The sequence below is a fragment of the Shewanella ulleungensis genome, from assembly GCF_014648315.1.
GTDB lineage: Bacteria > Pseudomonadota > Gammaproteobacteria > Enterobacterales > Shewanellaceae > Shewanella > Shewanella ulleungensis.
Genome location: NZ_BMQW01000004.1, coordinates 177,423 through 200,716 on the forward strand (window position 1 = coordinate 177,423; position 23,294 = coordinate 200,716).

The 23,294-nt window shown below is 41.9% G+C and carries 23 protein-coding genes; 14 read left to right on the top strand and 9 right to left on the bottom strand.

Annotated features, from left to right (window positions below; genetic code table 11):
* Positions 1 to 74 precede the first annotated feature (74 nt).
* From IEY40_RS09730 to IEY40_RS09740, 3 genes are read left to right on the top strand one after another with little or no spacing between them, the layout of a single operon-like run.
* Complete coding sequence (locus tag IEY40_RS09730; RefSeq protein WP_160053023.1) at positions 75 to 467, top strand: DUF2721 domain-containing protein; 393 nt, start codon at positions 75 to 77, stop codon at positions 465 to 467.
* Positions 464 to 1,090, top strand: coding sequence for a trimeric intracellular cation channel family protein (locus IEY40_RS09735; RefSeq protein WP_188955617.1), 627 nt, complete (start codon positions 464 to 466; stop codon positions 1,088 to 1,090). The genes IEY40_RS09730 and IEY40_RS09735 overlap by 4 nt, the downstream gene beginning before the upstream one ends.
* A 1-nt stretch (position 1,091) precedes the next feature.
* Positions 1,092 to 1,568 (top strand): nuclear transport factor 2 family protein, encoded by a 477-nt coding sequence (locus IEY40_RS09740; RefSeq protein WP_188955619.1) that lies wholly within the window; start codon positions 1,092 to 1,094, stop codon positions 1,566 to 1,568.
* An 85-nt stretch (positions 1,569 to 1,653) separates the two neighbouring features.
* Here IEY40_RS09740 and tyrS read toward each other — a convergent pair whose 3' ends face one another.
* Positions 1,654 to 2,850, bottom strand: coding sequence for a tyrosine--tRNA ligase (gene tyrS / locus IEY40_RS09745; RefSeq protein ID WP_188955621.1), 1,197 nt, complete (start codon positions 2,848 to 2,850; stop codon positions 1,654 to 1,656).
* 125 nt (positions 2,851 to 2,975) lie between these two features.
* Between tyrS and IEY40_RS09750 the strand changes: the two genes are divergently transcribed.
* The 4 genes from IEY40_RS09750 (at position 2,976) to IEY40_RS09765 (ending at position 6,641) form a co-directional block, all read left to right on the top strand.
* Positions 2,976 to 4,517: a peptidoglycan DD-metalloendopeptidase family protein gene (locus tag IEY40_RS09750; RefSeq protein WP_188955623.1), complete on the top strand. Its 1,542-nt coding sequence runs from the start codon at positions 2,976 to 2,978 to the stop codon at positions 4,515 to 4,517.
* 41 nt (positions 4,518 to 4,558) lie between these two features.
* On the top strand, positions 4,559 to 5,674 hold the full coding sequence (locus tag IEY40_RS09755) for an anhydro-N-acetylmuramic acid kinase (protein ID WP_188955625.1): 1,116 nt from the start codon (positions 4,559 to 4,561) through the stop codon (positions 5,672 to 5,674).
* Positions 5,675 to 5,766: 92 nt separating this feature from the next.
* The gene (locus tag IEY40_RS09760) at positions 5,767 to 6,153 is read left to right on the top strand and encodes a DUF2750 domain-containing protein (RefSeq protein ID WP_188955627.1); all 387 of its coding nucleotides are present in this window, start codon (positions 5,767 to 5,769) and stop codon (positions 6,151 to 6,153) included.
* A 26-nt stretch (positions 6,154 to 6,179) separates the two neighbouring features.
* Positions 6,180 to 6,641 carry a hypothetical protein gene (locus IEY40_RS09765; protein ID WP_188955629.1) on the top strand — a complete coding sequence of 154 codons (462 nt, stop codon included), beginning with the start codon at positions 6,180 to 6,182 and terminating at the stop codon, positions 6,639 to 6,641.
* A 90-nt stretch (positions 6,642 to 6,731) separates the two neighbouring features.
* Here IEY40_RS09765 and erpA read toward each other — a convergent pair whose 3' ends face one another.
* Together erpA and IEY40_RS09775 are read right to left on the bottom strand one after the other, a co-directional pair.
* Positions 6,732 to 7,082, bottom strand: coding sequence for an iron-sulfur cluster insertion protein ErpA (erpA, locus tag IEY40_RS09770; protein WP_160053015.1), 351 nt, complete (start codon positions 7,080 to 7,082; stop codon positions 6,732 to 6,734).
* 21 nt (positions 7,083 to 7,103) lie between these two features.
* Positions 7,104 to 7,877, bottom strand: coding sequence for a DUF6776 family protein (locus IEY40_RS09775; RefSeq protein WP_188955631.1), 774 nt, complete (start codon positions 7,875 to 7,877; stop codon positions 7,104 to 7,106).
* A gap of 52 nt (positions 7,878 to 7,929) precedes the next feature.
* On the opposite strand from IEY40_RS09775, the gene IEY40_RS09780 reads away from it, so the two are divergent.
* The 4 genes from IEY40_RS09780 (at position 7,930) to nhaD (ending at position 14,078) form a co-directional block, all read left to right on the top strand.
* Positions 7,930 to 9,669: a chloride channel protein gene (locus IEY40_RS09780; RefSeq protein ID WP_188955633.1), complete on the top strand. Its 1,740-nt coding sequence runs from the start codon at positions 7,930 to 7,932 to the stop codon at positions 9,667 to 9,669.
* Between the two features lie 241 nt (positions 9,670 to 9,910).
* Complete coding sequence (locus tag IEY40_RS09785) at positions 9,911 to 10,930, top strand: aspartate carbamoyltransferase (RefSeq protein ID WP_188955635.1); 1,020 nt, start codon at positions 9,911 to 9,913, stop codon at positions 10,928 to 10,930.
* Between the two features lie 26 nt (positions 10,931 to 10,956).
* Positions 10,957 to 12,243, top strand: coding sequence for a glutamate-1-semialdehyde 2,1-aminomutase (hemL, locus tag IEY40_RS09790; protein WP_188955637.1), 1,287 nt, complete (start codon positions 10,957 to 10,959; stop codon positions 12,241 to 12,243).
* Positions 12,244 to 12,830: 587 nt separating this feature from the next.
* Positions 12,831 to 14,078 (top strand): sodium:proton antiporter NhaD, encoded by a 1,248-nt coding sequence (nhaD, locus tag IEY40_RS09795; protein ID WP_188955639.1) that lies wholly within the window; start codon positions 12,831 to 12,833, stop codon positions 14,076 to 14,078.
* A gap of 128 nt (positions 14,079 to 14,206) precedes the next feature.
* On the opposite strand, the gene IEY40_RS09800 is transcribed toward nhaD, so the two are convergent.
* The gene (locus IEY40_RS09800) at positions 14,207 to 15,343 is read right to left on the bottom strand and encodes a general secretion pathway protein GspB (RefSeq protein WP_229777068.1); all 1,137 of its coding nucleotides are present in this window, start codon (positions 15,341 to 15,343) and stop codon (positions 14,207 to 14,209) included.
* On the bottom strand, positions 15,343 to 16,998 hold the full coding sequence (locus tag IEY40_RS09805; protein ID WP_188955641.1) for an ExeA family protein: 1,656 nt from the start codon (positions 16,996 to 16,998) through the stop codon (positions 15,343 to 15,345). Before IEY40_RS09805 ends, IEY40_RS09800 begins: the two co-directional genes overlap by 1 nt.
* 130 nt (positions 16,999 to 17,128) lie before the next feature.
* Between IEY40_RS09805 and IEY40_RS09810 the strand changes: the two genes are divergently transcribed.
* Positions 17,129 to 18,361: a multifunctional CCA addition/repair protein gene (locus tag IEY40_RS09810; protein ID WP_188955643.1), complete on the top strand. Its 1,233-nt coding sequence runs from the start codon at positions 17,129 to 17,131 to the stop codon at positions 18,359 to 18,361.
* 279 nt (positions 18,362 to 18,640) lie between these two features.
* Positions 18,641 to 18,907 (top strand): Lpp/OprI family alanine-zipper lipoprotein, encoded by a 267-nt coding sequence (locus tag IEY40_RS09815; protein ID WP_124017059.1) that lies wholly within the window; start codon positions 18,641 to 18,643, stop codon positions 18,905 to 18,907.
* A 794-nt stretch (positions 18,908 to 19,701) separates the two neighbouring features.
* Here IEY40_RS09815 and IEY40_RS09820 read toward each other — a convergent pair.
* The 4 genes from IEY40_RS09820 to folB all read right to left on the bottom strand — a co-directional run bounded on the left by IEY40_RS09820 (position 19,702) and on the right by folB (position 22,383).
* Entirely contained in the window at positions 19,702 to 20,538 is an 837-nt protein-coding gene (locus IEY40_RS09820) for a putative RNA methyltransferase (RefSeq protein WP_188955645.1), read from the bottom strand.
* Between the two features lie 104 nt (positions 20,539 to 20,642).
* On the bottom strand, positions 20,643 to 21,440 hold the full coding sequence (locus IEY40_RS09825; protein WP_188955647.1) for an undecaprenyl-diphosphate phosphatase: 798 nt from the start codon (positions 21,438 to 21,440) through the stop codon (positions 20,643 to 20,645).
* Positions 21,441 to 21,465: 25 nt separating this feature from the next.
* Entirely contained in the window at positions 21,466 to 21,990 is a 525-nt protein-coding gene (gene folK, locus IEY40_RS09830) for a 2-amino-4-hydroxy-6-hydroxymethyldihydropteridine diphosphokinase (RefSeq protein WP_188955648.1), read from the bottom strand.
* A gap of 39 nt (positions 21,991 to 22,029) precedes the next feature.
* Positions 22,030 to 22,383, bottom strand: coding sequence for a dihydroneopterin aldolase (gene folB / locus IEY40_RS09835; RefSeq protein WP_188955650.1), 354 nt, complete (start codon positions 22,381 to 22,383; stop codon positions 22,030 to 22,032).
* 278 nt (positions 22,384 to 22,661) lie between these two features.
* Here folB and plsY point away from each other — a divergent pair, with 278 nt between their 5' ends.
* The gene (plsY, locus tag IEY40_RS09840) at positions 22,662 to 23,291 is read left to right on the top strand and encodes a glycerol-3-phosphate 1-O-acyltransferase PlsY (RefSeq protein WP_188955652.1); all 630 of its coding nucleotides are present in this window, start codon (positions 22,662 to 22,664) and stop codon (positions 23,289 to 23,291) included.
* The last annotated feature ends 3 nt before the right edge of the window (positions 23,292 to 23,294 follow it).

A 23,294-nucleotide genomic window follows, 5' to 3' on the forward strand; every position in this document is an offset into this window, starting at 1 on the left:
TATTTACAACTGTAAATCCTCTATAGTCATCGACAGTTGATTATTACCTGCTTAAAGACCTGCTTAGGAATACCATGTTGCTCAACAATTTACATGTATCATTAACCACTCCGGCATTGCTTTTCCCGGCTATTTCATTATTACTGCTGGCTTATACCAACCGATTTTTTTCGCTGGCGGCATTAATCCGTCAATTGAGTAACGATAAAAAACCTGTGCAGGGTGACCAAATAAAAAACTTACGTCAGCGCATTATTATTATTCGAAAAATGCAAGAAGCGGGTGTGAGTAGTTTTGCCTTATGCGTGCTTTGCATGATATTAATTTACACTGGTTTTAACCAAACTGGCTCAGTGGTGTTTGGCCTAAGCTTATTGCTGTTGCTCTATTCATTGATTTTATCGGTGATTGAAATTCGCATCTCCGTTGATGCCCTCAACATTCACCTCAAAGAGTTAAGTAAATGAGCCAGTGGATCTATATTTTCGATCTGTGTGGTACCGCTGTATTTGCTCTTTCAGGCGCACTGGCCGCAGGTAAACATCGAATGGACCCGTTTGGCGTCATTGTACTAGCCTCAGTAACTGCAATTGGCGGTGGTAGTATACGAGATGCATTAATTGGCGCGACACCGGTATTTTGGATCCGCGATCCAAACTATATCATCGTGATTTTAGCGACTGTGTTAGCCTGTTTAGTGCTAGTGCGCAAACCACATAAGTTACCAGCGTTAACCTTGCCGGTTGCTGATGCATTAGGGTTAGCATTGTTTACGGTGATTGGCGCCGAGAAAGCGTTATTAATGGGGCTTTCTGGCATGATTGCGGTAGTAATGGGATTAATTACTGGTGTCGGTGGAGGTATTATTCGTGATTTACTATGCCGCCAGGTACCGATGGTGTTACGTACCGAAATTTACGCAACCGCTTCCATCGTCGGTGGTATTTGTTATACCTTAAGCTTGGCAGTGGGCATGGACAGTATCACATCAATGTTTATCGCAATGATTAGTACCTTGATTATTCGGTTAAGCGCTATCCGCTGGCATTTATCTTTACCGGCTTTCGACTTAAAAACAAAGAGAATTTAATGTGCGAATAATATTGCTATTATGTTGTTTACTCAGCAGTTTTTCAATCAGCGCTAATATTGGTGATATGCCCAAAGAACAACAACTTGCCATGAAATACATGGAAGCATTAACCGATCATGACTATTCAACCTTACGACGTTTTTATTCTCGTGAAACCATTTTTTTCGACAAAACAGCGAATACAACCTATACAGGTGGGCGACAAATTATTGGTTTTTTACAACGCGCCCATGAAGGTGTACTTGAATACCGTTTAAACATTGAGCATATGTTTAATACCGGTTCGCTGGTGGTCATTATAGGCAGTTATCGTTTACGAGGCCCCGGTGACCAATTCGGCAAACCGGGTAAAATTATCGATCTCGCAGTTCCCGGTGTCACGACGCTTAAATTTGATAACAACACTGAACGCTTGATAGAACAGATGGATTTAATGGACTATCAAACCATGTCTGATCAACTCGAATCTCAGTAAAGATTCAATAACCTGATCTCAGCTTAAATCGCAGACATAAAAAAACGGCTTAGTAAGCCGTTTTTTATTGATTACGAATAAAGGCTTACTTCAAAATCACTTTAGCAAACTTACGCTTGCCCACCTGGAACACAGCTTCTAGACCGGCATTAAAGCTTTGACGGCTGTCTTCCACTTTTTCGCCATCCATCTTCACAGCACCTTGCTTAATCATTCGCATACCGTCTGACGTTGAACCAACAAGGCCAGCATCTTTAAGTAAGTTAGCAATGGCTAGGCCTTCACCAGCTTCTAATACCACTTCTTCAATATCATCTGGTATCGCGCCTTTTTGGAAACGGTCAATAAACGCTTGGTGTGCAGCTTGGGCTTGCTCTTCATCATGGAAGCGCGCAATAATTTCTTTTGCTAACAAAATCTTTATGTCGCGTGGATTAGTGCCGTTTTCAACATCTAACTTAAACTGTGCAAGTTCTTCAAGCGGACGGAAAGATAACAGCTCAAGATAGCGCCACATCAAATCATCTGAAATCGACATGATTTTACCGAACATTTCATTAGCAGGTTCACTCACGCCAATATAGTTGTGGGCTGATTTTGACATTTTTTTAACGCCATCTAACCCTTCCAGTAATGGCATCATGATGACAGTTTGCGGCTTTTGACCTTCTGACTTTTGTAACTCACGGCCCATAAGCAGGTTAAACTTTTGGTCAGTACCGCCTAATTCTACGTCAGCTTTTAAAGCGACTGAATCATAGCCTTGTAGCAAAGGGTACATAAATTCGTGAATCGCAATTGACTGGCCTGATGCATAACGCTTTTTAAAGTCGTCACGTTCCATCATACGAGCTACGGTTTGTTGCGATGCTAAACGGATCATCCCAGCTGCACCTAATGGCTCTAACCAGCTAGAGTTAAATTCGATACGTGTTTTAGCCGGGTCTAAAATTTTATAGACCTGCTCTTTATACGTTTCAGCGTTAGCAAGCACTTGTTCACGGGTTAACGGAGGACGTGTACTGTTTTTACCGCTTGGATCACCAACCATGCCAGTAAAATCGCCAATCAAGAATATCACTTCGTGACCAAGCTCTTGAAAAGTACGCATTTTGTTTAAAATAACCGTGTGACCTAAGTGAATATCTGGAGCGGTAGGATCTGCACCTAGTTTGATGCGTAATGGGCGCCCTTCTTTCAGTTTCTCAAGCAAATCCGCTTCAAGTAATATCTCATCGGTACCGCGCTTAATTTCTGCCAATACTTGATCTAAATTCGCCATCTCTACTGCAACTCCCAGGGCTTGCACAAAAAATAAAGAGGTCTATGTTACTTGTTAGCCACGGCAAATGAAAGAGTGTACACTTAGCAGATAACAACACTAGAGAGAAATTGGTACCTGAGTCAATGGCAAAGCTTCTAACTTTATTCACATTGTTGCCAAAAGCACATCAAATCACACTGTCTTTATTAGTGATGTTGACCACTATTATTCTGATGTTTCCATCGGAAGACGCTCAAGCCTCTAAACAAACCCAATTAGTGAGCCAATCAACTGATAAAAACACCATAGAAAACAATACAGGTTTTTCTGCACCGCTGGCCTTTAGAACGCCTACAGCCCCCACAGATAAAAAAGACGTTGCGCAAGAAGAAATTGCCGACAATGTTTTTGATAACAGTACATTATCACCACAAAACGTCAAAAAACGTCCAACAGTATCTGAAACCGCTGACGATGAAGCATTTACACAACATCTCGCGATGCTGCAAACTCGTCCAAATGGTGTAGATGGCGTACTCAATGACATTGATAACCAACTCGCTAAGCAAAAAGCAAAAATAAAACAGCAAGCGAGCAACGATGATTACACCGTTGAATATTATGAAGTGGCAAAAGGCGACACGTTAGGTGGCTTATTTAGTCGTGCAGGATTAACCGCTAAAGATGTGTATGACATCACTCAACTGCCTTTAGCTAAAAAGAATTTGCTTAAAATTATGCCTGGTGAAGAAATTGCCATCAGCAAAAATGATTTAGGTGAATTAAAAGAACTAAGCTATCGCATGGATAAAGTGTCTACCTTGGTGATCAGTCATAACAATGACAGATACAAAGAAGTAGTAAACACCAAAGAAGTGCAAAGTCGTACCTCATTTATTACCGCTACCATTAAAAGCAATTTTTGGAATGCCGCAGCTGACGCTGGCTTGTCTGGTAATCACATAATGGAACTCGCCAATATTTTTGGTTGGGACGTCGACTTTGCTTTAGATATTCGCAAAGGCGATCATTTTTCATTATTATTTGATCAAGAATATGCCGACGGCCAATTTTTACGTAATGGCAATATTTTAGCTGCTGAGTTTATTAACCAGGGCGAACGCTATACCGCCGTACGTTACACCGACGGTGAATACTATTCAGAAAACGGTAACAGCATGCGTAAAGCGTTTTTACGCTCGCCTGTCGACTTTAAGTATGTCAGCTCTAACTTTAACCCACGTCGTTTGCACCCGGTAACGGGTCAAATTAAAGCTCACCGAGGCGTGGATTATGTGGCTGCTATCGGCACCCCCATTAAAGCTGCTGGCAAAGGTAAAGTGATTGAATCCGGGTATAACCAGTTTAATGGCAACTATGTGTTTATTAAACACAATGAAACTTACACCACTAAATATCTGCATTTAACCAAACGCAAAGTGAATCGTGGTGAAACCGTTAAGCAAGGTCAAGTCATTGGTACTTTAGGTAAAACAGGCCGAGTAACAGGCGCTCACTTACACTATGAGTTTATTGTTAACGGTGTACATCGCAATCCACGCACCATAGATTTACCTAAATCTATGCCCATTAACCGCAGCGAAAAAGGCAAGTTCTCGTCTTTAAGTAAACAGTTAATGGCACAACTAAAATCAAATCAACAGCAGCAATTGGCAAGCAATTAATTTGCCTGCCTTGCTCGCGACTTCAGTACAGAGAGTATTTCATGTCTAAGCCAGAATATTTTATCGGCCTGATGTCGGGCACCAGCATGGACGGTGTCGATGCCGTGTTGGTCGATTTTTCAGGTGAACACCCAACACTTATTGCAGGCCACACTGAAGCCATCCCAAGCCATTTACTAAAAGGCTTACAGCGCTTATGCCAACCCGCTGTCGATGACGAAATAAACCGCTTAGGTCGCCTTGATCGCAGTGTGGGTAAACTATTTGCCCAGGCCGTTAATAATTTGCTGGCCAAAACCGACATCACGGCCGATCAGGTTATCGCAATTGGTTCGCACGGCCAAACGGTGCGCCACATGCCTAACTTAGAGATGGGCTTTACTCTGCAAATTGGCGATCCAAACACGATTGCGATTGAAACCAACATTGATGTCATCGCAGACTTTAGACGAAAAGACATTGCCCTCGGCGGCCAAGGCGCACCGCTAGTGCCAGCATTTCATCAGCAAGTATTTGCTAAGCAAGGGCAAACTCGGGTGATTTTAAATATTGGTGGTATCGCTAATATTACTTATTTGCCAGGCAACAGCGATGATGTTCTCGGTTTTGATACTGGTCCAGGCAACACCCTAATTGATTACTTTGTTCACCAGAGTTTAGGCCACGCATTTGATGAAGATGGCGAGTGGGCTGCCTCAGGTGAAACGAATCCAGAGTTTCTTAAGCAGCTGTTATCACATTCTTACTTCGCTTTATCTGCGCCTAAGAGCACAGGCAGAGAGCTGTTTAATCAAGCATGGCTTGAACAACAATTAGCTGACTATAGCCACCTAGATCAAGAAGATATTCAGTCAACATTACTCGATCTAACCTGTCACAGCATTGCCAATGACATTAATAAGCTGTCGGCCACTGGCGAGTTGTTTGTTTGTGGTGGTGGCGCACTGAACACCGAATTAATGCAACGCTTAGCGCGATTGGTCCCAGGTTATAAAATGGACACCACAGCAGGTTTAGGTGTAGATGCCAAATGGGTTGAAGGAATTGCCTTTGCTTGGCTCGCTATGCGTCATCATAACGACTTACCGGCAAACTTACCGGCTGTCACAGGGGCATCACGCCCTGCCGTACTGGGTGGTCGTTTTAGAGCAAGATAACTTTTTCAATGCGGGCCTCAATGTTATGATGACCGCAAATTTGCCAAACCAGTAGGGTTTAGCGAAGCCTTTACTAAATAATGAGAGTCAATATGAGCAACAAAGTTAAAAGTGTATCTGAATTAATGAATCTTACGCCAGAAGGCCGTTACGATTATATGATTGAGCAAGTTAAAGCAGAGCAAACCATATGGACTCTGCAAGATCAAGATGGTTGCGTCATGCTAACCACCGAAGATGAAGACTGCATCCCGATGTGGCCATCGGAAGAAACTGCCGTACTTTGGGCCGTCGACGAATGGAATGAGTGCGAACCATTGGCGATTCCATTGTCTGAGTTTCAAGAGCGCTGGGTTAGCGGCATGGAAGATGATGATTTATTTATTGCGGTATTCCCAGTTCAAGAAGACTTAGGTGTGGTTGTTCCACCATATGAAGTGAACGAGCGTTTAACACCAAAGTCGCAAGCTAAGCACTAATCGACACTAAAAGTGAATAGAGCATAATGACCCAAGAATCAACTCAGCCAGTCACCACTACTGATGCGGGTAAACCACGCATACCAAAGCGACTTATTGCATTAATGCTGGTTTACGTCATTACCTCAGTTGGCGGTTTAATAGCTGCTCAATCACTGTCAGAACTCAGTGCAATGTTATGCATATTAACGCTGATGTTAGTGCTAGGCATTATGGGCAGACAAAAGGCTGCATTATATTTATTACGTGTTTACTGCCTGCTTCAGCTAATGCTCTACAGTATGTTACCGATTATCATGTACGACCCTGATAATCTTGACTCTGGGCCTACCACCGTGGATTTTGGTGTGTTTCAAACCGTGGTGCCAGACTGGATGCTTTATAGCGTACTTATCGCTGTGGGAATGTTACAAGTGTGGATAAGCTTTAATGCTAAAGTCAAAGTGTGGTTTAAGTCGCGTATTAACTTCAATATTATTAGCGGTTAACTTCCAGGCAAAAAAATGATACAAAAAAGCCGTCTCTCGACGGCTTTTTTATTATTGTTTTAACCCAACAAGAAGTTTCGGATATAGCGGTTACACCGAGAAACTCGCACCACAACCACAGGTTGTGGTTGCATTCGGGTTTTTAACAAAAAAACGAGAACCTTCAAGGCCAGATGTATAATCCACTTCGCCACCCATAAGGTATTGAAGGCTCATTGGATCAACAACAAGTTGTACGCCTTGCTTTTCAATAGTGAAGTCACCTTCGTTGACTTTTTCATCGAACGTAAAGCCATACTGAAAACCAGAGCAACCACCACCTGTAACGTATACACGTAGTTTTAATTCAGGATTCTGTTCTTCTTCTAACAGCCCTTTTACCTTAGTTGCTGCAGCATCGGTAAATTGGATCGGCATTGCTGCATCAGTTTGTTCAGTCATTACTACCTCTTACTTCGGTTTCTACTGAGAATTATCCTTTACCTGACTATTTTGTTCAAGTATTACCCGCAGTTCTTTTTCACCCATCAATAGTTCAGGTACGTTATAGGTTTGCTCAATAGCACCGCCTTTAACGCCACGACTCGCACTCACCTTCACTTTAACGGCTATCCTTTGCAAACTAAACCCTACAGGTAGCACAATATCACTGTCCATAATTTGAAAGTAACTAAATTCAAAATCTAATTTTTTATTCAATAACTTATTTAATGACAGTGAACTGGCCTTGCCATTTTGATTTCCAATTAAAGTAACTTCTGCACTAGCCTTCACTTTCGCTTTGCGTTTCTGAAGTTGAGTTAACACGATCCGTAATTGAAATTGTTCTGCGCTCCCACCTTGTGCTAACTCTACTGTGTTAATGGCAATACCTTCAACGTCGGCATCGGTCACCATCACGCTACGATAAAACGCGAGTTCTTTTTCCAATATTTTTTGTTGAGAGAGCTGTTGACTAAACATATCTTGCATTTCTTTGTTGGCGTTTTCAGCAATACTCAGCGCCATATTACGGCTGGCTAAGACTTGAGCTTGCTCCTCTAGTTGCTGCAGTAATTTACGCTTACCACTGGCGCTGTTGGGGGTCGCCTCTGGGGCAAATGACAGCCAAAGATTGAAACTGACTGCCCCCAATAGAAATGACACCAGCACTAAGCAGAGTAAGTATTTGCTCGATGTCCTATTTTTACGCTCTAAAACTTGCAGTCTGTCTAACCAACGGTGATAATTTAACATTAGGTAACAACCTTTTAAAGAATTCGAATGCCAATGAGCCTAGAGCTAAACAGTGCAATTTAAGATAAATAAAGTCGCTATTATTCACGCCAAAAGAGCTGCGCGCAAATATCTGCACAATGAATTTAGAGATAAACTATCTCAAGCCAAAATTAGTGTGCAACTTTGTGCTCTGGCCCTGCTGTTTGCAATAATTGCCTCACTGGTCATTATTCTATTTCGCTTAAGCCTACTTTGGGCAGAACAATATCTGCTTTCGGACACGAATACCATCAGTTCAACAGTAACTGACTGGCGAAGTTATCTGCCGTTGATTGGTGCGGCATTGATTTGGTTATTGTCATTATTAAGCTCAAAGCGTTACCGCCGTATGGGCATTGCCTATGTTTTACATCGGTTTAAGTTACATTATGGCAAAGTGCCGCTGCAATCTGCAGCGGGACAATTTTTTCAGGCCTTAATTGCGCTAATGAGTAATTTCTCAGTGGGTAAAGAAGGCCCAGCGATTCACCTTGGTGCGGTAAGCGCCAGTGTGATGGCAGAGAAATTCAGCCTGCCAGACAATAGCGTACGTATTATGTGCGCAAGCGGTATCGCTGCTGGGATTGCAGCCACCTTTAACGCCCCACTCGCGGCGGTGTTATTTGTATTTGAAGTAATAGTACGCGAATACAAAATCCATTATTTCTTCCCGATTATGTTATCGGCTATTTGCGGTGCAGTATCGAGCCAATTGGTGTTTGGTAACGTACATGAATATGAGCTGATTAATGTTATCCGCATTCCACTAGACCACTATCCAATCTTACTTATTGGCGGCGTGGTGCTGGGCTGCGTAGCCGCACTGTTTAATTTTTCATTGTTATCCGTAACGGCTAGAGGTCAAAAATGGCCGCTAATTTACCGATTATTAATTGCCGCGACGATCACCACATTGATTGGTTTAGTGATGCCACAAGCGCTAGGTTCTGGCGATTTTGCTATCCATGAAGCCATTAGTGAACATCCGAGCCTATTGTTTTTAATTGGCTTATTGCTGGCAAAAATGCTGGCAACAATAGCAGCTATTGGCTTTGGCGTACCCGGAGGGTTAATCGGCCCGCTATATGGTATTGGAGCATTAGTCGGCGCTATTTTGGCTCTTTTAAGTAGTTTGTTATTTCCCTCGATTGCACCATATGTGGGCTTGTATACGGTCATTGGCATGACAGCCATGATGGGAGTTTGTTTAAGCGCTCCATTAGCTGCATTAGTGGCCTTGCTGGAACTGAGCAATGACACATCAATCATTTTACCGGCTATGTTTATTACCATACCGGCATTTTTGGTTGCTTATCAGGGTTTTAACACCAGTTCTATTTTCTTAAAACAATTAGACATTATGGGGTTGGGGTACAAGGTTGCACCGTTAAACCAAGGCTTACAGAAAAAAGGCGTTAGAGTATTAATGGACCGACGCTTTGTGATTGTTAACGACGACGATGAACTGCTGCTCGAAGTGTTGAAACGCGCCGAAGGCAGACCCGTATTGGTGAGAAATGGCGAAGGCAAAATAGAAATGTTACGCCTTGAAATGCAATCTTTTGAAGACTCAACAACCCTGTCTCGCCACCCTATGCCAGGATTACCAGACAGCGCCACACTCAACGAAGCTTATGAAGCATTAGCGGCAAAACGTTCAGGTGAAGTGTATATTTATCGCGACAGCCCTAACAATCCTAATGGCCAAAAAGTGGTTGGGGTGATTAGCTGGGCAAACTTGCTGCAAGAAATCCGTTCAGGACAAATTTAAAGGTGTTTTATTAACTTACTCCGCCGTAAATATACTGTGAGTACATCGTCAATAAACGTCATCTATTTGTTTTATTTCGCAGTAAGTGAATCTCGACGAGCATATTTATCTGCTGTATATTTTCTGCTACAATTTTGCCTCAGCCACATGATAAAAAAAACCGATAAATACCCTATAAATAACGGTAAAATAGCACGCTGTTTTGGTGGATATTTTGCCCCACACTCTGGAAATCAGGCTGATGATGCAGTTCGAAGGTTCACATATCCTTTCCGTAAACCAGTTAGATCTGGATTCAATTAACACTATTTTTAACGTCGCTAATAAAATGACCCCTTATGCATTGCGTGAAAAACGCACTAAAGTGCTAGAAGGCGCTATTTTAGGTAACCTGTTTTTTGAACCCAGTACCCGCACGCGCGTCAGCTTTGGCTGTGCATTTAATCTACTTGGTGGTCATGTCCGTGAAACGACCGGAATGGCATCGTCATCACTATCAAAAGGCGAGTCGCTTTATGATACAGCCAGAGTGTTGTCGACTTATTCAGACGTTATTGCCATGCGCCATCCCGATGCTTTTTCAGTAAAAGAGTTCGCTGAAGGTAGCCGAGTGCCAGTCATAAATGGTGGCGATGGTCCAAATGAACACCCAACTCAAGCATTACTTGATTTGTTTACCATCAAAAAAGAGCTCAGCCATGCAGGCATGGGCATCGACGGTATGCACATTGCCATGGTGGGAGACTTAAAATATGGTCGCACTGTACATTCACTTTCGCGATTACTTTGTATGCATAAGGACATTAAGTTCACATTGATATCGCCAAGTGAACTAGCAATGCCTGACTATGTGATCGCCGACATTGAAAATGCTGGCCATAAGATCACAATAACAGAGCAGCTTGAAGGTAATTTACATCAAGCCGATATTTTATATTTAACCCGCATTCAAGAAGAGCGTTTTCCGTCACAAGAAGAAGCCAACAAGTATCGCGGTAAGTTTCGCTTAAATCACAATATTTACACGCAACATTGCAAGTCAAACACTGTGATTATGCACCCGTTACCACGAGATTCGCGTGCACAAGCAAACGAGCTCGACAATGATTTAAACAGCCATCCAAGTTTGGCTATTTTTAGACAAGCCGACAACGGCTTACTTATCCGTATGGCACTTTTTGCATTAACACTTGGAGTTGAAAACCAACTCGAAAAGTATGAGTGCCCAGTAAACTGGTATTCACGTAAAGCCGATAGATAATTGGCACATTATATTAAGGATTAGACATGACCCGTTCCGAAGTCTTATTTGAACAGGCTAAAAAGACCATTCCAGGTGGCGTTAACTCACCCGTTCGTGCCTTTAATGGTGTTGGTGGTTCGCCGTTATTTATCGAAAAAGCCGATGGAGCTTATATTTTCGATGCTGACGGTAAAAAATATATCGACTACGTTGGTTCATGGGGACCGATGATTTTAGGCCATAATCACCCTAAAATTCGTCAAGCGGTATTAGCTGCAGTAGAAAACGGCTTATCATTTGGCGCACCAACTGAATTAGAAGTCAGAATGGCTGAAAAGGTCATTTCTATGGTGCCATCAATGGAACAGGTACGTATGGTGAGCTCAGGTACTGAAGCGACCATGAGTGCCATTCGTTTAGCGCGTGGCTTTACGAATCGCGACAACATTTTAAAGTTTGAAGGTTGTTATCACGGCCATGCAGATTGTTTATTGGTTAAAGCGGGGTCAGGTGCATTAACGCTTGGTCAGCCAAGCTCGCCAGGTATTCCTGAAGACTTTGCTAAACACACGTTAACAGCAACCTACAACGACCTTGATTCTGTGCGTGCTATTTTCGAACAACACCCAGACGATATCGCTTGTATCATCCTTGAGCCTGTTGCTGGCAACATGAACTGCATTCCACCAGTAGACGGATTCTTACAAGGTTTACGCGCGATTTGTGATGAGTTTGGTGCGTTACTCATCATCGATGAAGTCATGACAGGTTTCCGTGTATCTATGAGCGGCGCACAAGGCTTCTATGGCGTAACGCCAGACTTAACCACTTTAGGTAAAGTGATTGGCGGCGGCATGCCTGTCGGCGCTTTTGGTGGCCGTAAAGACGTCATGCAATATATTGCACCTACTGGCCCAGTTTACCAAGCCGGTACTTTATCGGGTAATCCAATTGCAATGACCGCAGGTTTAGCGCAAATGGATGCATTATGTGAGCCTGGTTTGTATGAGGCACTTGCTGATAAAACCAAACGTGTTGCTGAAGGCTTTAAAGCGGCTGCGGACAAACACGGTATTCCGTTAAGCATTACTTATGCTGGTGGTATGTTTGGTTTCTTCTTTACTGAAGACACTGCACCAATGACCTCGTTTGCCCAAGTTACTAAATGTAACATGGAACATTTCCGTCATTTTTACCATGCAATGTTAGATGAAGGCATATATTTAGCGCCTAGCGCTTATGAAGCTGGCTTCCTGTCTATGGCGCATGGAGATGAAGAAATTGAATACACCTTAGCCGCTGTAGACCGTATTTTTGCTGCGATGAAGTAAATCACGCTAAGGTTTAACTCCTTTTCAGATTAAGCACAAAATTGGTAACAAAAATAGGATAAGCAACCACGTTGTTTATCCTATTTTTATTTGTGTTAACAAATTCCTACCCCCTTTCCCCGTATTCATTATTTTATACCATTGCGCGTTAGTAAGTGATCTCTCAGCGAGAATTTAAAAGGGCTTAAACAAGGCGAATGACTGAATGAATAGTTATTCTCTTTCGAAGTCATGCAACGCAGTGTAAGCCCTTTTAAAACTCGCCTAAAAGGAATGCCCAGCCTCTTTTGCTTTACGTTCTCGCTATTTGAAAGGGAACAACCATTACTACATAGCGACGCCTTAATCAAAAGCCGCTGGACGCATTCTGAGTGGGCACTTATTAATGCGCAATGGTATTACCCACGACTTTGGTCGAGAATTAACGAAAAAAACTGTGATCTATATTGCGAAATCGTCCGCGGTGTGATGTGATCGCACCGCCAAAAACAAGCTTAATTGAACCTTAAAATACGGTTTACATTAAGTTAGCAGAAATTCACGGTAATGAGGTTAATTACCTACAACACAAAGTTGGAATTGCAGTCATGCTACATACCTTTCTTATCTCACTTGCGGTGCTTGCACTGTTAAGTATCGTGCTCGAAGAAGTTACCCATATTAATAAAGCAAAAACCACCTTATTCCTTGGCTGTGTCGCTTGGATAACCCTATTTATGGCATCTGGCAGTCCAGAAAACAGTAAATTGGTAGGCGAAGAACTCAATGAAAACTTATTAGAAATTGCCACTCTATGGTTGTTTTTAATGTCGACCATGACCTTTGTTGCATACCTTAATGCTAAAGGAATGATCCAAGTATTAGTGCAAAAAATATTCCCACAGCAAGTGTCGGTGCGCATGTTGATGTTGCAAGTGGGTATGTTTTCGTTAGTACTATCAACCTTTTGTGACAACGTAACAGCCACATTGGTGTCTTTAGGATTACTAACCACTTTCAATTTAGACAATCAAATGCGTCGCCGCATGGCGGTATTGATTATTTTTGCGGTTAACTCGGGTGGTGTTGCGCTTATTACTGGTGACGTGACCACATTAATGATTTTCTTAGCAGGTAAAGTGCATATTTCTGAGTTATTGATTTTATTCATCCCTGCCGGCATAAGTGTTGGTTTACTGGCAGTGTTATTTTCACTCAAAGCCGAAGGCCGTGTAAGTACTACTCCCGTTGAGCAAAATTACAATACGGTCGATATCGTCATTGGTTGCATTTTCTTCGCTACCATTATTTTAACTATGGTACTTAACGTGTTATTTGGCATTCCGCCTGTGTTAACCTTCTTATTTGGCTTATCTGTTATGTTCTTAGTCGGGCGTACCAGTAAAAGCAATAAAGAAGAAGTACAAGTGCTCGAATATATACGTCAGGTTGAATTTGACACATTATTATTCTTCCTAGGTATCTTATTACTCGTCGGCATGCTCAAAGAAATTGGCACCCTTAACCTGCTAACTGATGTATATGGAATGTACAACCCAAGCATTTCTAACTTCTTTACAGGCGTGGGCTCAGCATTATTAGACAACGTGCCATTAACCGCTGCGTTATTAAAAGCAGACCCAGTGTTAACCACGGCACAATGGTTAAGCTTAACTTACGCTGTCGGTGTTGGTGGATCATTACTTATCATCGGTTCTGCGTCAGGCATTATCGCCATGAGCAAAGTGGAAGAGCTAACATTTGTAAGCTACTTAAAGTATGTACCGGCTTTATTGTTATGCTATTGCATCGGTTATGGCTTAACCTTGTTTCTAGCTAACAATATCCATGGCTAGAACCGCATAAGCAAAATCCTTCTACAACACCAATCAACAACAAAGGCGCTTCAAGCGCCTTTGTTGTTTTGAAACATAGTAGTGTGAGCATTAATCTCAGCGATATACACTTGGAAAAGTAATATCGGCTAAATCGCTGGCACTCTAAATTGCTCGCCGTTGATATCAAGCACGATATCGCGAGGGCGAATTTCAATTATCGTTAGCTTATTTTTAATCATGTCACCCTGTTGCAACTCTACACCATCGACATTTAACCAACGGTTATTAGGCTCCGACGAATAAACATGCGCATTAATATTAAACTCTGGTACTTGTAACTGCACGCTCGCAGGCAAGTCGCCATAACTCGGGATCTGCTGATTATTCGGTCTTGGAATTGGATCAAGCTTGGCTTCCGTCACTTGCTGATTAACTGATTGTTCAAACTCAACATCTTTAAGTGCAACCTCAAAAGCAGCCAGCAGATTATTACGCTCATCGATTGAAGGGGCTTTAACCGAGGCAAAGTCGACTTCTTGGGCCGCAGTATTAACCTGCATTCGCAACGCCTCAAGCTCAGCTAATCCTCGTCTATTAGCGTTAGCACCTAATATTATTTGCTCTTGCTGACGTGCCCGTAGTTGTTGGTCTTGTTGTTGTTGGTCTTGTTGTTGCTGAGCTTGTAGTTGCTGAGCCTGTAATTGACGGTTAGCAACATCATTGTCATTAAAACGATTCTCTTGATTATTGCTCGATACCATAGTGCTTGGTTGTGAATAAGCCTCATTTAACTCAGAGCCATCACTTCCATCAGTATAAGCATCATTTACATAACCATCATTTACATAACCATTGCTAGCATTATTGTCATTAGCATATGGTGTTGCGGGTGTACTAGAGAATTGATTAAACGGTTTGGCTATCGGCAGCGCCACTTTACCGGCTAAGCGGATCTCATCATTGGTTTGAGAAACTACGTCATTACTTTTATTTACTGGTGTAGACTGAATAATTTGAGGCAATGGTTGGCTAACACTCACAGGTATTTCAGGTTCAGCGGGTAAGTCAACCTTAGAGCGGGGTGCTGGCGGCACTAACAATACGCTCATCCCCCATGCAGCACCTATACCCAATATTATTGCAACAGCAAGTAAACTGTATGGATTCAATTTACTTGTTGGCCGCGATGGCGAAGAATAATGAGCAGCAGGTGTAGACATTAAGTCTGCCACATCGCCTTGCTGTTGTTTATTACGATTAACAGCATCTAATAAAATAGACATTAACGGCGTACCTCAGCGGCAGCTAACCTTGGGCCTTGCTGACTCAAATACAAGTTAAGTTGAATTAGTGTTTGGCTGCCGGCAATACCATCTGGCTTTAACCCATGTTGACGTTGAAACTGCATTAATTGTTGCTCTAAATCACTGTCAAACTGACTTAATAAACGAGCACGACGCTGATTAACCATGGCTAAACTATTTTCAAGCCATTGAACTTGCGCCAAACTTGAAGACTGACCAATCTCGCGAGGCAACACACTATCGGGTTGCCATAAAATCTCGAATGTGCCGCTAAAGTGTCGGTCAAACCAATCTTTGTTTACCCAAAACTGCTGCTCGCCTAGTTGCAATAAAATCTGCTCAGCTTGACGCTCAACTATCACTCCATAAAACACATTTGCTTGCGCATCTTGCAGATAGACAACCGCTGGATAATTTAAACGCATAATACTATGCCAATTACCTTGCTGCTGATAACAGGCTAATTCTTGCTGCTGCGCAGCCTGACAGGCAGATAACCCCATAATGGGCTGTTTATTCCATAAACCAAATAAACCGGCAAATGCATTATCGATACTACTGCTTTGTAGCATCGCCTGACGTAAAATTTGTTGCTCTGCATTAACAGCTGGTGAGCTAGAGAGTGGTGGTTGCACTGCAGTTGTAACTGTCATGGGAGAATTATCTATGCCCGATGCTACGACATTGGCAGACGCAGGAGGCAATACGGAAGCTGTATTACTATTTTCATCAATAGCTGAGCGATTAAACAAGTAAAAAGATAAACCAAACGCCAACACCAATGCCGCCGCAGCAACATATGGCCAACGCTTGTCAGATGACACATCTATATCACCCAATACTTCTACCGCAGCCTGGTTAACCATCTTATGGTCAATCGGTACTTTCGCTTGCCCATACCCCGCCATCAATGCACGTTCGCACAATAAATTGGTTAAACGCGGAATACCACCAGAATGCTTATGTAATGCCGCTATCGCTTTGCGAGTAAATAGCGGTTCATGTCGACCAGCCACCTGTAAGCGATGTAATACATAAAGTGCGATTTCATCTTTATTCAATGGTAATAAATGGTAACGAGCAGTAATACGCTGGGCTAATTGACGTAAATCTTGACGTTTAAGTAATTGTTGTAATTCAGGCTGCCCAATCAAAATCACTTGCAGAAGCTTTTTAGTATTGGTTTCTAAATTAGTTAATAAGCGCAGCTGCTCTAATACTTCGGAGCGTAAGTGCTGCGCTTCATCAATAATCAAAACTGTGTTGCGTCCGTTTTTATGATTATTAAGCAAATACATGCTAATCAAATCTGTTAATTGTTTTAACGTAGGGTTATCGCCATACTTAATTTCCAGTTCATCACATAAAGTGGCCAGTAATTCAAGCTCTGTCAATGAAGGGTTAAGGATAAAAGCGGTATCGGTGTTATCGGGTATTTGCTGTAACAAACAGCGTGATACGGTGGTTTTCCCCGTACCCACCTCACCAGTTAATAATACAAACCCACCGGTTTCACCTAGACCATAAGTTAAGTGAGCCAATGCTTCACGATGCCGGTCGCTTAAGAACATATAATGAGGGTTAGGTGCAATTGAAAACGGATTATCATTTAATCCATAGAAGGCTTTATACATTCGACCAAAAATCCTTATTTGAAACTGACGACTCACGTTAATGCTTGTGTGTTTGCTTGTCAAAAGTTAGCCGTAAAAATCTAACTCTGATAATATTTAAGCCACTTATTATTACACGTTGTGGTACGCCATGAAGATTTATTTAGTAGGCGGGGCCGTACGCGACACCCTTCTTAATCAAACTGTTGTAGATAAAGATTATGTGGTGGTCGGTAGCAGTGTCGAAGAAATGCTAGAACAAGGTTATCAACAAGTAGGCAAAGACTTTCCAGTATTTTTACACCCAAAAACTCAACAAGAATATGCTTTAGCCAGAACAGAGCGGAAAACGGGTAATGGTTATCAAGGATTTAGTTGCGACGCTAACAAGCAAGTAACCTTAGCAGAAGACTTATTACGCCGAGACTTAACTATAAATGCCATCGCGCAAGATGAGCATGGCACATTGTATGACCCATACCATGGTATCGAAGACATTAAGGCAAAAACGTTACGCCACGTATCACAGGCATTTGTTGAAGATCCACTTCGTGTACTGCGTGTTGCGCGTTTTGCCGCTCGATTTCATCATTTAGGCTTTACTGTCGCGCCAGAAACAATACAGTTAATGACCGATATTGCTAATAGTGGCGAACTTGAACATCTTACTCCAGAGCGTGTATGGCAAGAATGCGACAAAGCGTTAGGCAGCCAAAGTCCGCAGATATTTTTTGAGGTACTAAAACAATGCCAAGCCCTTGCAGTGCTATTCCCTGAAATAGATGCATTATTTGGCGTACCGCAACCTGAGAAATGGCATCCCGAAATCGACAGCGGTATTCATACTTTAATGGTGTTAGAGCAAACAAGTTTGTTAAGTCGTAATAAAGCCGTCCGTTTTGCAGCATTAGTGCATGATTTAGGTAAAGCACTTACACCTAAACAAGAATGGCCGAAACATTATGGTCATGGGCAAAAAGGATTACCCGTCATTAAAAAATTATGTGCCCGTATCAAAGTGCCAAACGATTATCGAGATTTAGCACTGTTAGTGAGCGACCAACATCAAAATATTCATAATGCTTTTGAACTTAGAGCCGAGACTATCGTCAAATTGTTTGATAAAGCAGATTTGTGGCGCAAACCGCAACGTCTTACCGATTTATTATTATGTTGCCACGGCGACATAAGAGGTCGCACTGGGTTTGAAAACGCTTTGTATCCACAAGCGGAATATTTACAACAATGTTATCAGTTGGCAACCCAGGTAGATGTGCAGTCGATTATTGCGGCGGGCCATCAAGGTGCACAAATAAAAAGCCAATTACAGCTTAAACGCATAGAGTGTGTTAATGACTTTAAATTACAATTGGTTAAAAACTAACAATCATGCTACAAAAGGATGTCGAAACGTTTATGATAAAAAGCGAAAAAATGCAATTTTTAGCGGTGAATAAGCAATAAATCACTAAGATTTATATAAAATCGATAAATAATTGTCCTTTTAAGCTTGTAGACTTGCAATTTTCATTTATTTCGCTATTTTAAGTAAATATTCTTTTATTTGCCTATAGCAAATAAAAAAAACTGTGACATAATTACGCCGTTGCAAAGGCACACGCCGTTGCACTATTTAACAACCTATATATTAAGGGATTTACCCATGAACAAAAAAGTACTGATGATTGCTGGTGTTGCGATGACTGCTTTATTAGGTGGTTGTGCTAACACTACCGCTTTAGAAGAAAGCGTAGCAAACCTAGGTAACAAAGTTGATCAACTATCAGCAGAAGTTGGTTCTTTAAAGTCTGAGCAAAGCAAGCTATCTGCCGATGTTAAAGGCGCTAAAGCTGCTTCTATGGACGCACAAGCCGAAGCTAAACGTGCTAACGACCGTTTAGACAACATGGCTTCTTCTTACAAAAAGTAAGAACTGCTATTAAAAATTAGCTTATATTAATAGGTTGATTATTAGGGCTTGATTGTTGATTTACTACTTAGGTAGCTTTCAACGTCAAGCCTTAATTATTTCTGCAATACAAAAAATCAAGCGGTAAATCTACATACCTTCAGCAACTCCGCACCCACTTTTCATTATTAAACCAATATATTGCCAACGATTTAATCTTCCTAACGACTCTCACAGAAATCTTAGGATTAGCTCTTATCGTATTTGGCCGTGAAGCGCCTTAGTCCTTAAACTCTAACGATCTCACCGCACCTTCTATACCATTTCCATTAATTATGTGACCAATTCGAGTCACTCAGACTGTCCAGTTTGAGGCGCATTGCTGAAAGAATGGTTATTCCCTTTTAAGACAATGCAACAAAGAAATGGCAGTCTGAGCGTCTCCTGCAAGGCGGATTTCTATGCCTTCTATACAGCTTAATAGCATTTTTACGTACGACTGCATGGACGCAGGATGTAGAGCAACGCAGGAGCAGCTGCCGACGACTGCATGGACGCAGGAGGTAGAGCAACGCAGGAGCAGTTGCCGACGACTGCATGGATGCAGGAGGTAGAGCAACGCAGGAGCAGTTGCCGACGACTGCATGGATGCAGGAGGTAGAGCAACGCAGGAGCAGTTGCCGAGAGCTACTATGGCTACAATCCTATCTTATTTGCCTTCAGTCTTATGATTTGCCTAGAAGACACAGAACTCCCGCTAAATGACCAGATAATGAGTGGAAATGGTATTATTACCTGTTTCAAATTTTAGATATTTATAAGCGTTTTTTGAGCGTTATAATCTGCCAATCAAACTCAAGTTCAGATATTGCAGTCGCTTTGATTCGGTGCTTTAACTCATCATTAGCCCGCCAACCAAACACCGACATATCTAATAACGTGAGCGCTTGTTCACCTGCTACAGATTGAGTAAAACTCACTTGTTGCTGTGATTCAATCTCAAGCTCATTCGGTAAATTAAGCTGTAATGGCTTTTCTACCAAATCGGGATACACTTGCTGTTTGATTTGCCATAGGTGACGCACGCCTGGTTGTAACATCACAATTCGGCCATCATCCTTTAATACTCTGATACACTCTTTACCTTTTAAAAGTGAATCTAGCACAGTAACCACATCTATTGATTGAGTCGCAAAAGGCAGTTTTTTCAACGCAGCTAAAATTAATTTTGCTGGCGTTTCCGCTTTAGCCGCTGCAAAAATCGCATTCTCGGCATCGGTAATGCCCCAATGCTCACATGCAACACCAGCCTCTGCAACCGCAGGAACGAGTTGGCGTAAGTAATAACCGTCGGCACACTGGTAATCCAGATGCTCAAACGCCTCCTTACGGGCAGCATTTAATACGTTTAATAATGTTGTTTGTAATTGCGTAATAAGCGGTGCAAATACCCCTGACTCCAACAAAAAGTGGCGACCGCGCATTTGCTGGCGCGACAAAACTTGAGGTTTAGTTTTGGTGTTACTCAGTAACGGCCAATAACCTTGGGCATGTTTATCAAAATGGTGTTTATTATCACAATAAAACCCCATTGAGGCTTGGTGTTGGTTTATCGGTGCAGCGCACACTGGGCATAATAGCGGTAGAGTCATAGTAAACCTTAACTCGAGATAACAAACTGTTACCAATAATGAAAACAAAAAACGGGTATTGCTACCCGTTTATTAAAGTGTGTAATTAATGTTGAGGTATCACCTTAAAGATAGAGCATACCAAGCAATAAGCCGCCTAATAATAAACGGTAAATAACAAATGGGGTCATGCCGATTTTGCTAATAAACTTTAAAAAATAGTGAATACATAAATATGCCGCAATAAACGACACGACTATACCTAATCCAAGAGCTTGGTAATCTATAGCCGCAGGGCTTTCAACTAAATCTTTAGTGACCAATAAGGCCGCGCCAAAACTGACTGGAATCGACATTAAAAACGAGAAACGGGCTGCAGCTTCGCGGGTTAAACCAAGCATTAACGCTGCGGTCATTGTTGCACCAGAACGAGATGTGCCAGGGATCAGCGCCATGGCTTGAGCTAAACCAATTAGCAGGGCTTTTTTCCAGCCCATCTGAAACTCGTTTAATTGCGCCTTTGACATACGATCGGCAAACCACAGTAATAAACCAAAAACGATAGTAGTAATGGCAATCACTAAAGTATTTCTAAAATGAGTTTCAATAAAGTCTTTAGCTGTGAAACCCACTATTACCGCAGGGATAGTGGCTAAAATGATCCACCAGGCCAATTTACTCTCCTGGCTTTGCTTACCAGAAAAACTGCTAAACCATGATTTGGCTAAAATGACAATGTCATGGCGAAAGTAAATCACCACCGCAAACAACGAACCTGTATTTACCGCTACATCAAATGACAGTCCTTGATCTGACCAGCCTAAAAGCTGTGATGGTAAAATTAAATGCGCCGAGCTAGAAATGGGTAAAAACTCAGTTAGACCTTGAATTAATGCCAGCAAAATAACTTGAAACGTGTCCATATTTTTCCTTGTGGGGAGTCACTTTTTAGAGGGTTGATAACGTCATACTTGGTTTTAATTCTGCTGGAAAATCAAACACTATCGGCCACAAATTTTGACATTGTTTGTCATACGCTTGCCAAAGGGAATGATAATTTTTTTGCACAACAGGATGATTCAAATCGGGAGCTATTTCAGCTAATGGCCACAATACAAAGGCATTAAATAAGATTTCGCCTCGAGGAAGCTCCACAGGTTCGTCACAAACAGTGTCGTCATACAATAGTAAATCAATATCTAAGCTTCGTGGGCTAAATTTCTTTTCGCTTTTAATGCGACCATTAGCTTGCTCAATTTGTTTAAACGTTGCAACAACATCAGCAATGCATAATTGTGTATCGGCAGCAGCAACCATGTTTAAAAAATTGGTGCCTTTAAAGCCTACAGCCTCGCTTTCAAATACACGAGATAGTTGTAATGCGCCAAAATATTGCTGCAAATCAAGCAAGCCGGCTTTAAGATGTTGCTCAGGAGAGATATTGGTCCCTAAGCTGATGTAAATACGTGCCATTGACTAACCTAATTGCTAATACGGTAAAAAGAAAATCACTTATATACGCCCACGTTCAATTTCAACGCCCACAGAAGCAGCATGTGGAACAGCACCAGGCTTCATCACCACTACTTTAACCCAAGGTACGTTAAACTCGTCTTGCAAGCATTGTGCAATCATTTCGGCAACGGTTTCGATTAATTCAATTGGTTTTTCTGTGATTAATGCTATTAAGCGGTTCGATACGGTTTCATAACATAGCGCATGTTCGTACTCGTCACTGGCCGCAGCAAGACGATTGTCCCACGCCATATCTAAATCAATCAGTAAAGTTTGGTGAAGCTTTTTTTCCCACTCATAAATACCAATTACGGTTTCTATGGCTAACTGACGTATAAGCACTTTATCCATGCAACTATCCACCTTAAAGACTTAAAAAGACCCGAAGATCATCCTAATCAAACTTTATTACCGATTATATGCTTAATAATACACATTTGGCCTTTTTCCTAATGAATTAAAACAGTAGGATAAGCGCTATTGTGCAAATAACATCATTTGAACTGACTCATTTGAATCAACTCATTTGAACCAACAATGTTAACGTGAAGACAGTGTCAGTGGATACTGAAAAATATGTCTTACACACGAATGCGCGATGATACCCTAAGAAGAGTAAGGAAACCAATTTGAACACCGTTATTGTCACAATATTGATGATCATCGCCGCGTACTTAGCCGGCTCGATCTCAAGTGCCGTATTGGTTTGTAAAATAAGAGGTTTACCTGACCCTAGAACAAGTGGTTCAGGCAATCCAGGCGCCACAAACGTATTGCGCATCGGCGGAGTAAGCTCTGCAGTTTTAGTACTCTTTTTCGATATGCTTAAAGGTGCACTGCCCTCTTACCTTGGCTACAAAATCGGACTTGACGCAGCATCGTTAGGGTTTATTGCCGTCAGTGCATGTCTAGGACATATATTTCCTATTTTCTTTGGTTTTAAAGGCGGTAAAGGGGTTGCAACAGCATTTGGTGCTATGGCCCCCATTGGTGGCGATTTAGCCCTGTGCCTAATCGTTACTTGGATTGTGTTTGTGCTTATCACACGCTACTCATCAGTAGCAGCAATGGCGGCTGCCACACTTGCGCCTTTTTATACCTGGTGGTTAGACGATAGATTTATTCTGCCTGTCGCGATGCTTTCTACCTTGATTTTAATTCGTCATAAAGACAACATCGGCCGCCTACGTATTGGTGAAGAAAGTAAAGTTTCTCGAAAAAAATCCATAAAAAAACCTAACTCATCTAAGAAAAGTTAGGTT

Coding starts and splice junctions, on each gene's coding strand:
- IEY40_RS09730 (WP_160053023.1), top strand. CDS start 75: ATGTTGCTCAACAATTTACATGTATCATTAACCACTCCGGCATTGCTT.
- IEY40_RS09735 (WP_188955617.1), top strand. CDS start 464: ATGAGCCAGTGGATCTATATTTTCGATCTGTGTGGTACCGCTGTATTT.
- tyrS (WP_188955621.1), bottom strand. CDS start 2,850: ATGGCGAATTTAGATCAAGTATTGGCAGAAATTAAGCGCGGTACCGAT.
- IEY40_RS09750 (WP_188955623.1), top strand. CDS start 2,976: ATGGCAAAGCTTCTAACTTTATTCACATTGTTGCCAAAAGCACATCAA.
- IEY40_RS09755 (WP_188955625.1), top strand. CDS start 4,559: ATGTCTAAGCCAGAATATTTTATCGGCCTGATGTCGGGCACCAGCATG.
- IEY40_RS09760 (WP_188955627.1), top strand. CDS start 5,767: ATGAGCAACAAAGTTAAAAGTGTATCTGAATTAATGAATCTTACGCCA.
- IEY40_RS09765 (WP_188955629.1), top strand. CDS start 6,180: ATGACCCAAGAATCAACTCAGCCAGTCACCACTACTGATGCGGGTAAA.
- erpA (WP_160053015.1), bottom strand. CDS start 7,082: ATGACTGAACAAACTGATGCAGCAATGCCGATCCAATTTACCGATGCT.
- IEY40_RS09775 (WP_188955631.1), bottom strand. CDS start 7,877: ATGTTAAATTATCACCGTTGGTTAGACAGACTGCAAGTTTTAGAGCGT.
- IEY40_RS09785 (WP_188955635.1), top strand. CDS start 9,911: ATGATGCAGTTCGAAGGTTCACATATCCTTTCCGTAAACCAGTTAGAT.
- hemL (WP_188955637.1), top strand. CDS start 10,957: ATGACCCGTTCCGAAGTCTTATTTGAACAGGCTAAAAAGACCATTCCA.
- nhaD (WP_188955639.1), top strand. CDS start 12,831: ATGCTACATACCTTTCTTATCTCACTTGCGGTGCTTGCACTGTTAAGT.
- IEY40_RS09800 (WP_229777068.1), bottom strand. CDS start 15,343: ATGTCTATTTTATTAGATGCTGTTAATCGTAATAAACAACAGCAAGGC.
- IEY40_RS09805 (WP_188955641.1), bottom strand. CDS start 16,998: ATGTATAAAGCCTTCTATGGATTAAATGATAATCCGTTTTCAATTGCA.
- IEY40_RS09810 (WP_188955643.1), top strand. CDS start 17,129: ATGAAGATTTATTTAGTAGGCGGGGCCGTACGCGACACCCTTCTTAAT.
- IEY40_RS09815 (WP_124017059.1), top strand. CDS start 18,641: ATGAACAAAAAAGTACTGATGATTGCTGGTGTTGCGATGACTGCTTTA.
- IEY40_RS09820 (WP_188955645.1), bottom strand. CDS start 20,538: ATGACTCTACCGCTATTATGCCCAGTGTGCGCTGCACCGATAAACCAA.
- IEY40_RS09825 (WP_188955647.1), bottom strand. CDS start 21,440: ATGGACACGTTTCAAGTTATTTTGCTGGCATTAATTCAAGGTCTAACT.
- folK (WP_188955648.1), bottom strand. CDS start 21,990: ATGGCACGTATTTACATCAGCTTAGGGACCAATATCTCTCCTGAGCAA.
- folB (WP_188955650.1), bottom strand. CDS start 22,383: ATGGATAAAGTGCTTATACGTCAGTTAGCCATAGAAACCGTAATTGGT.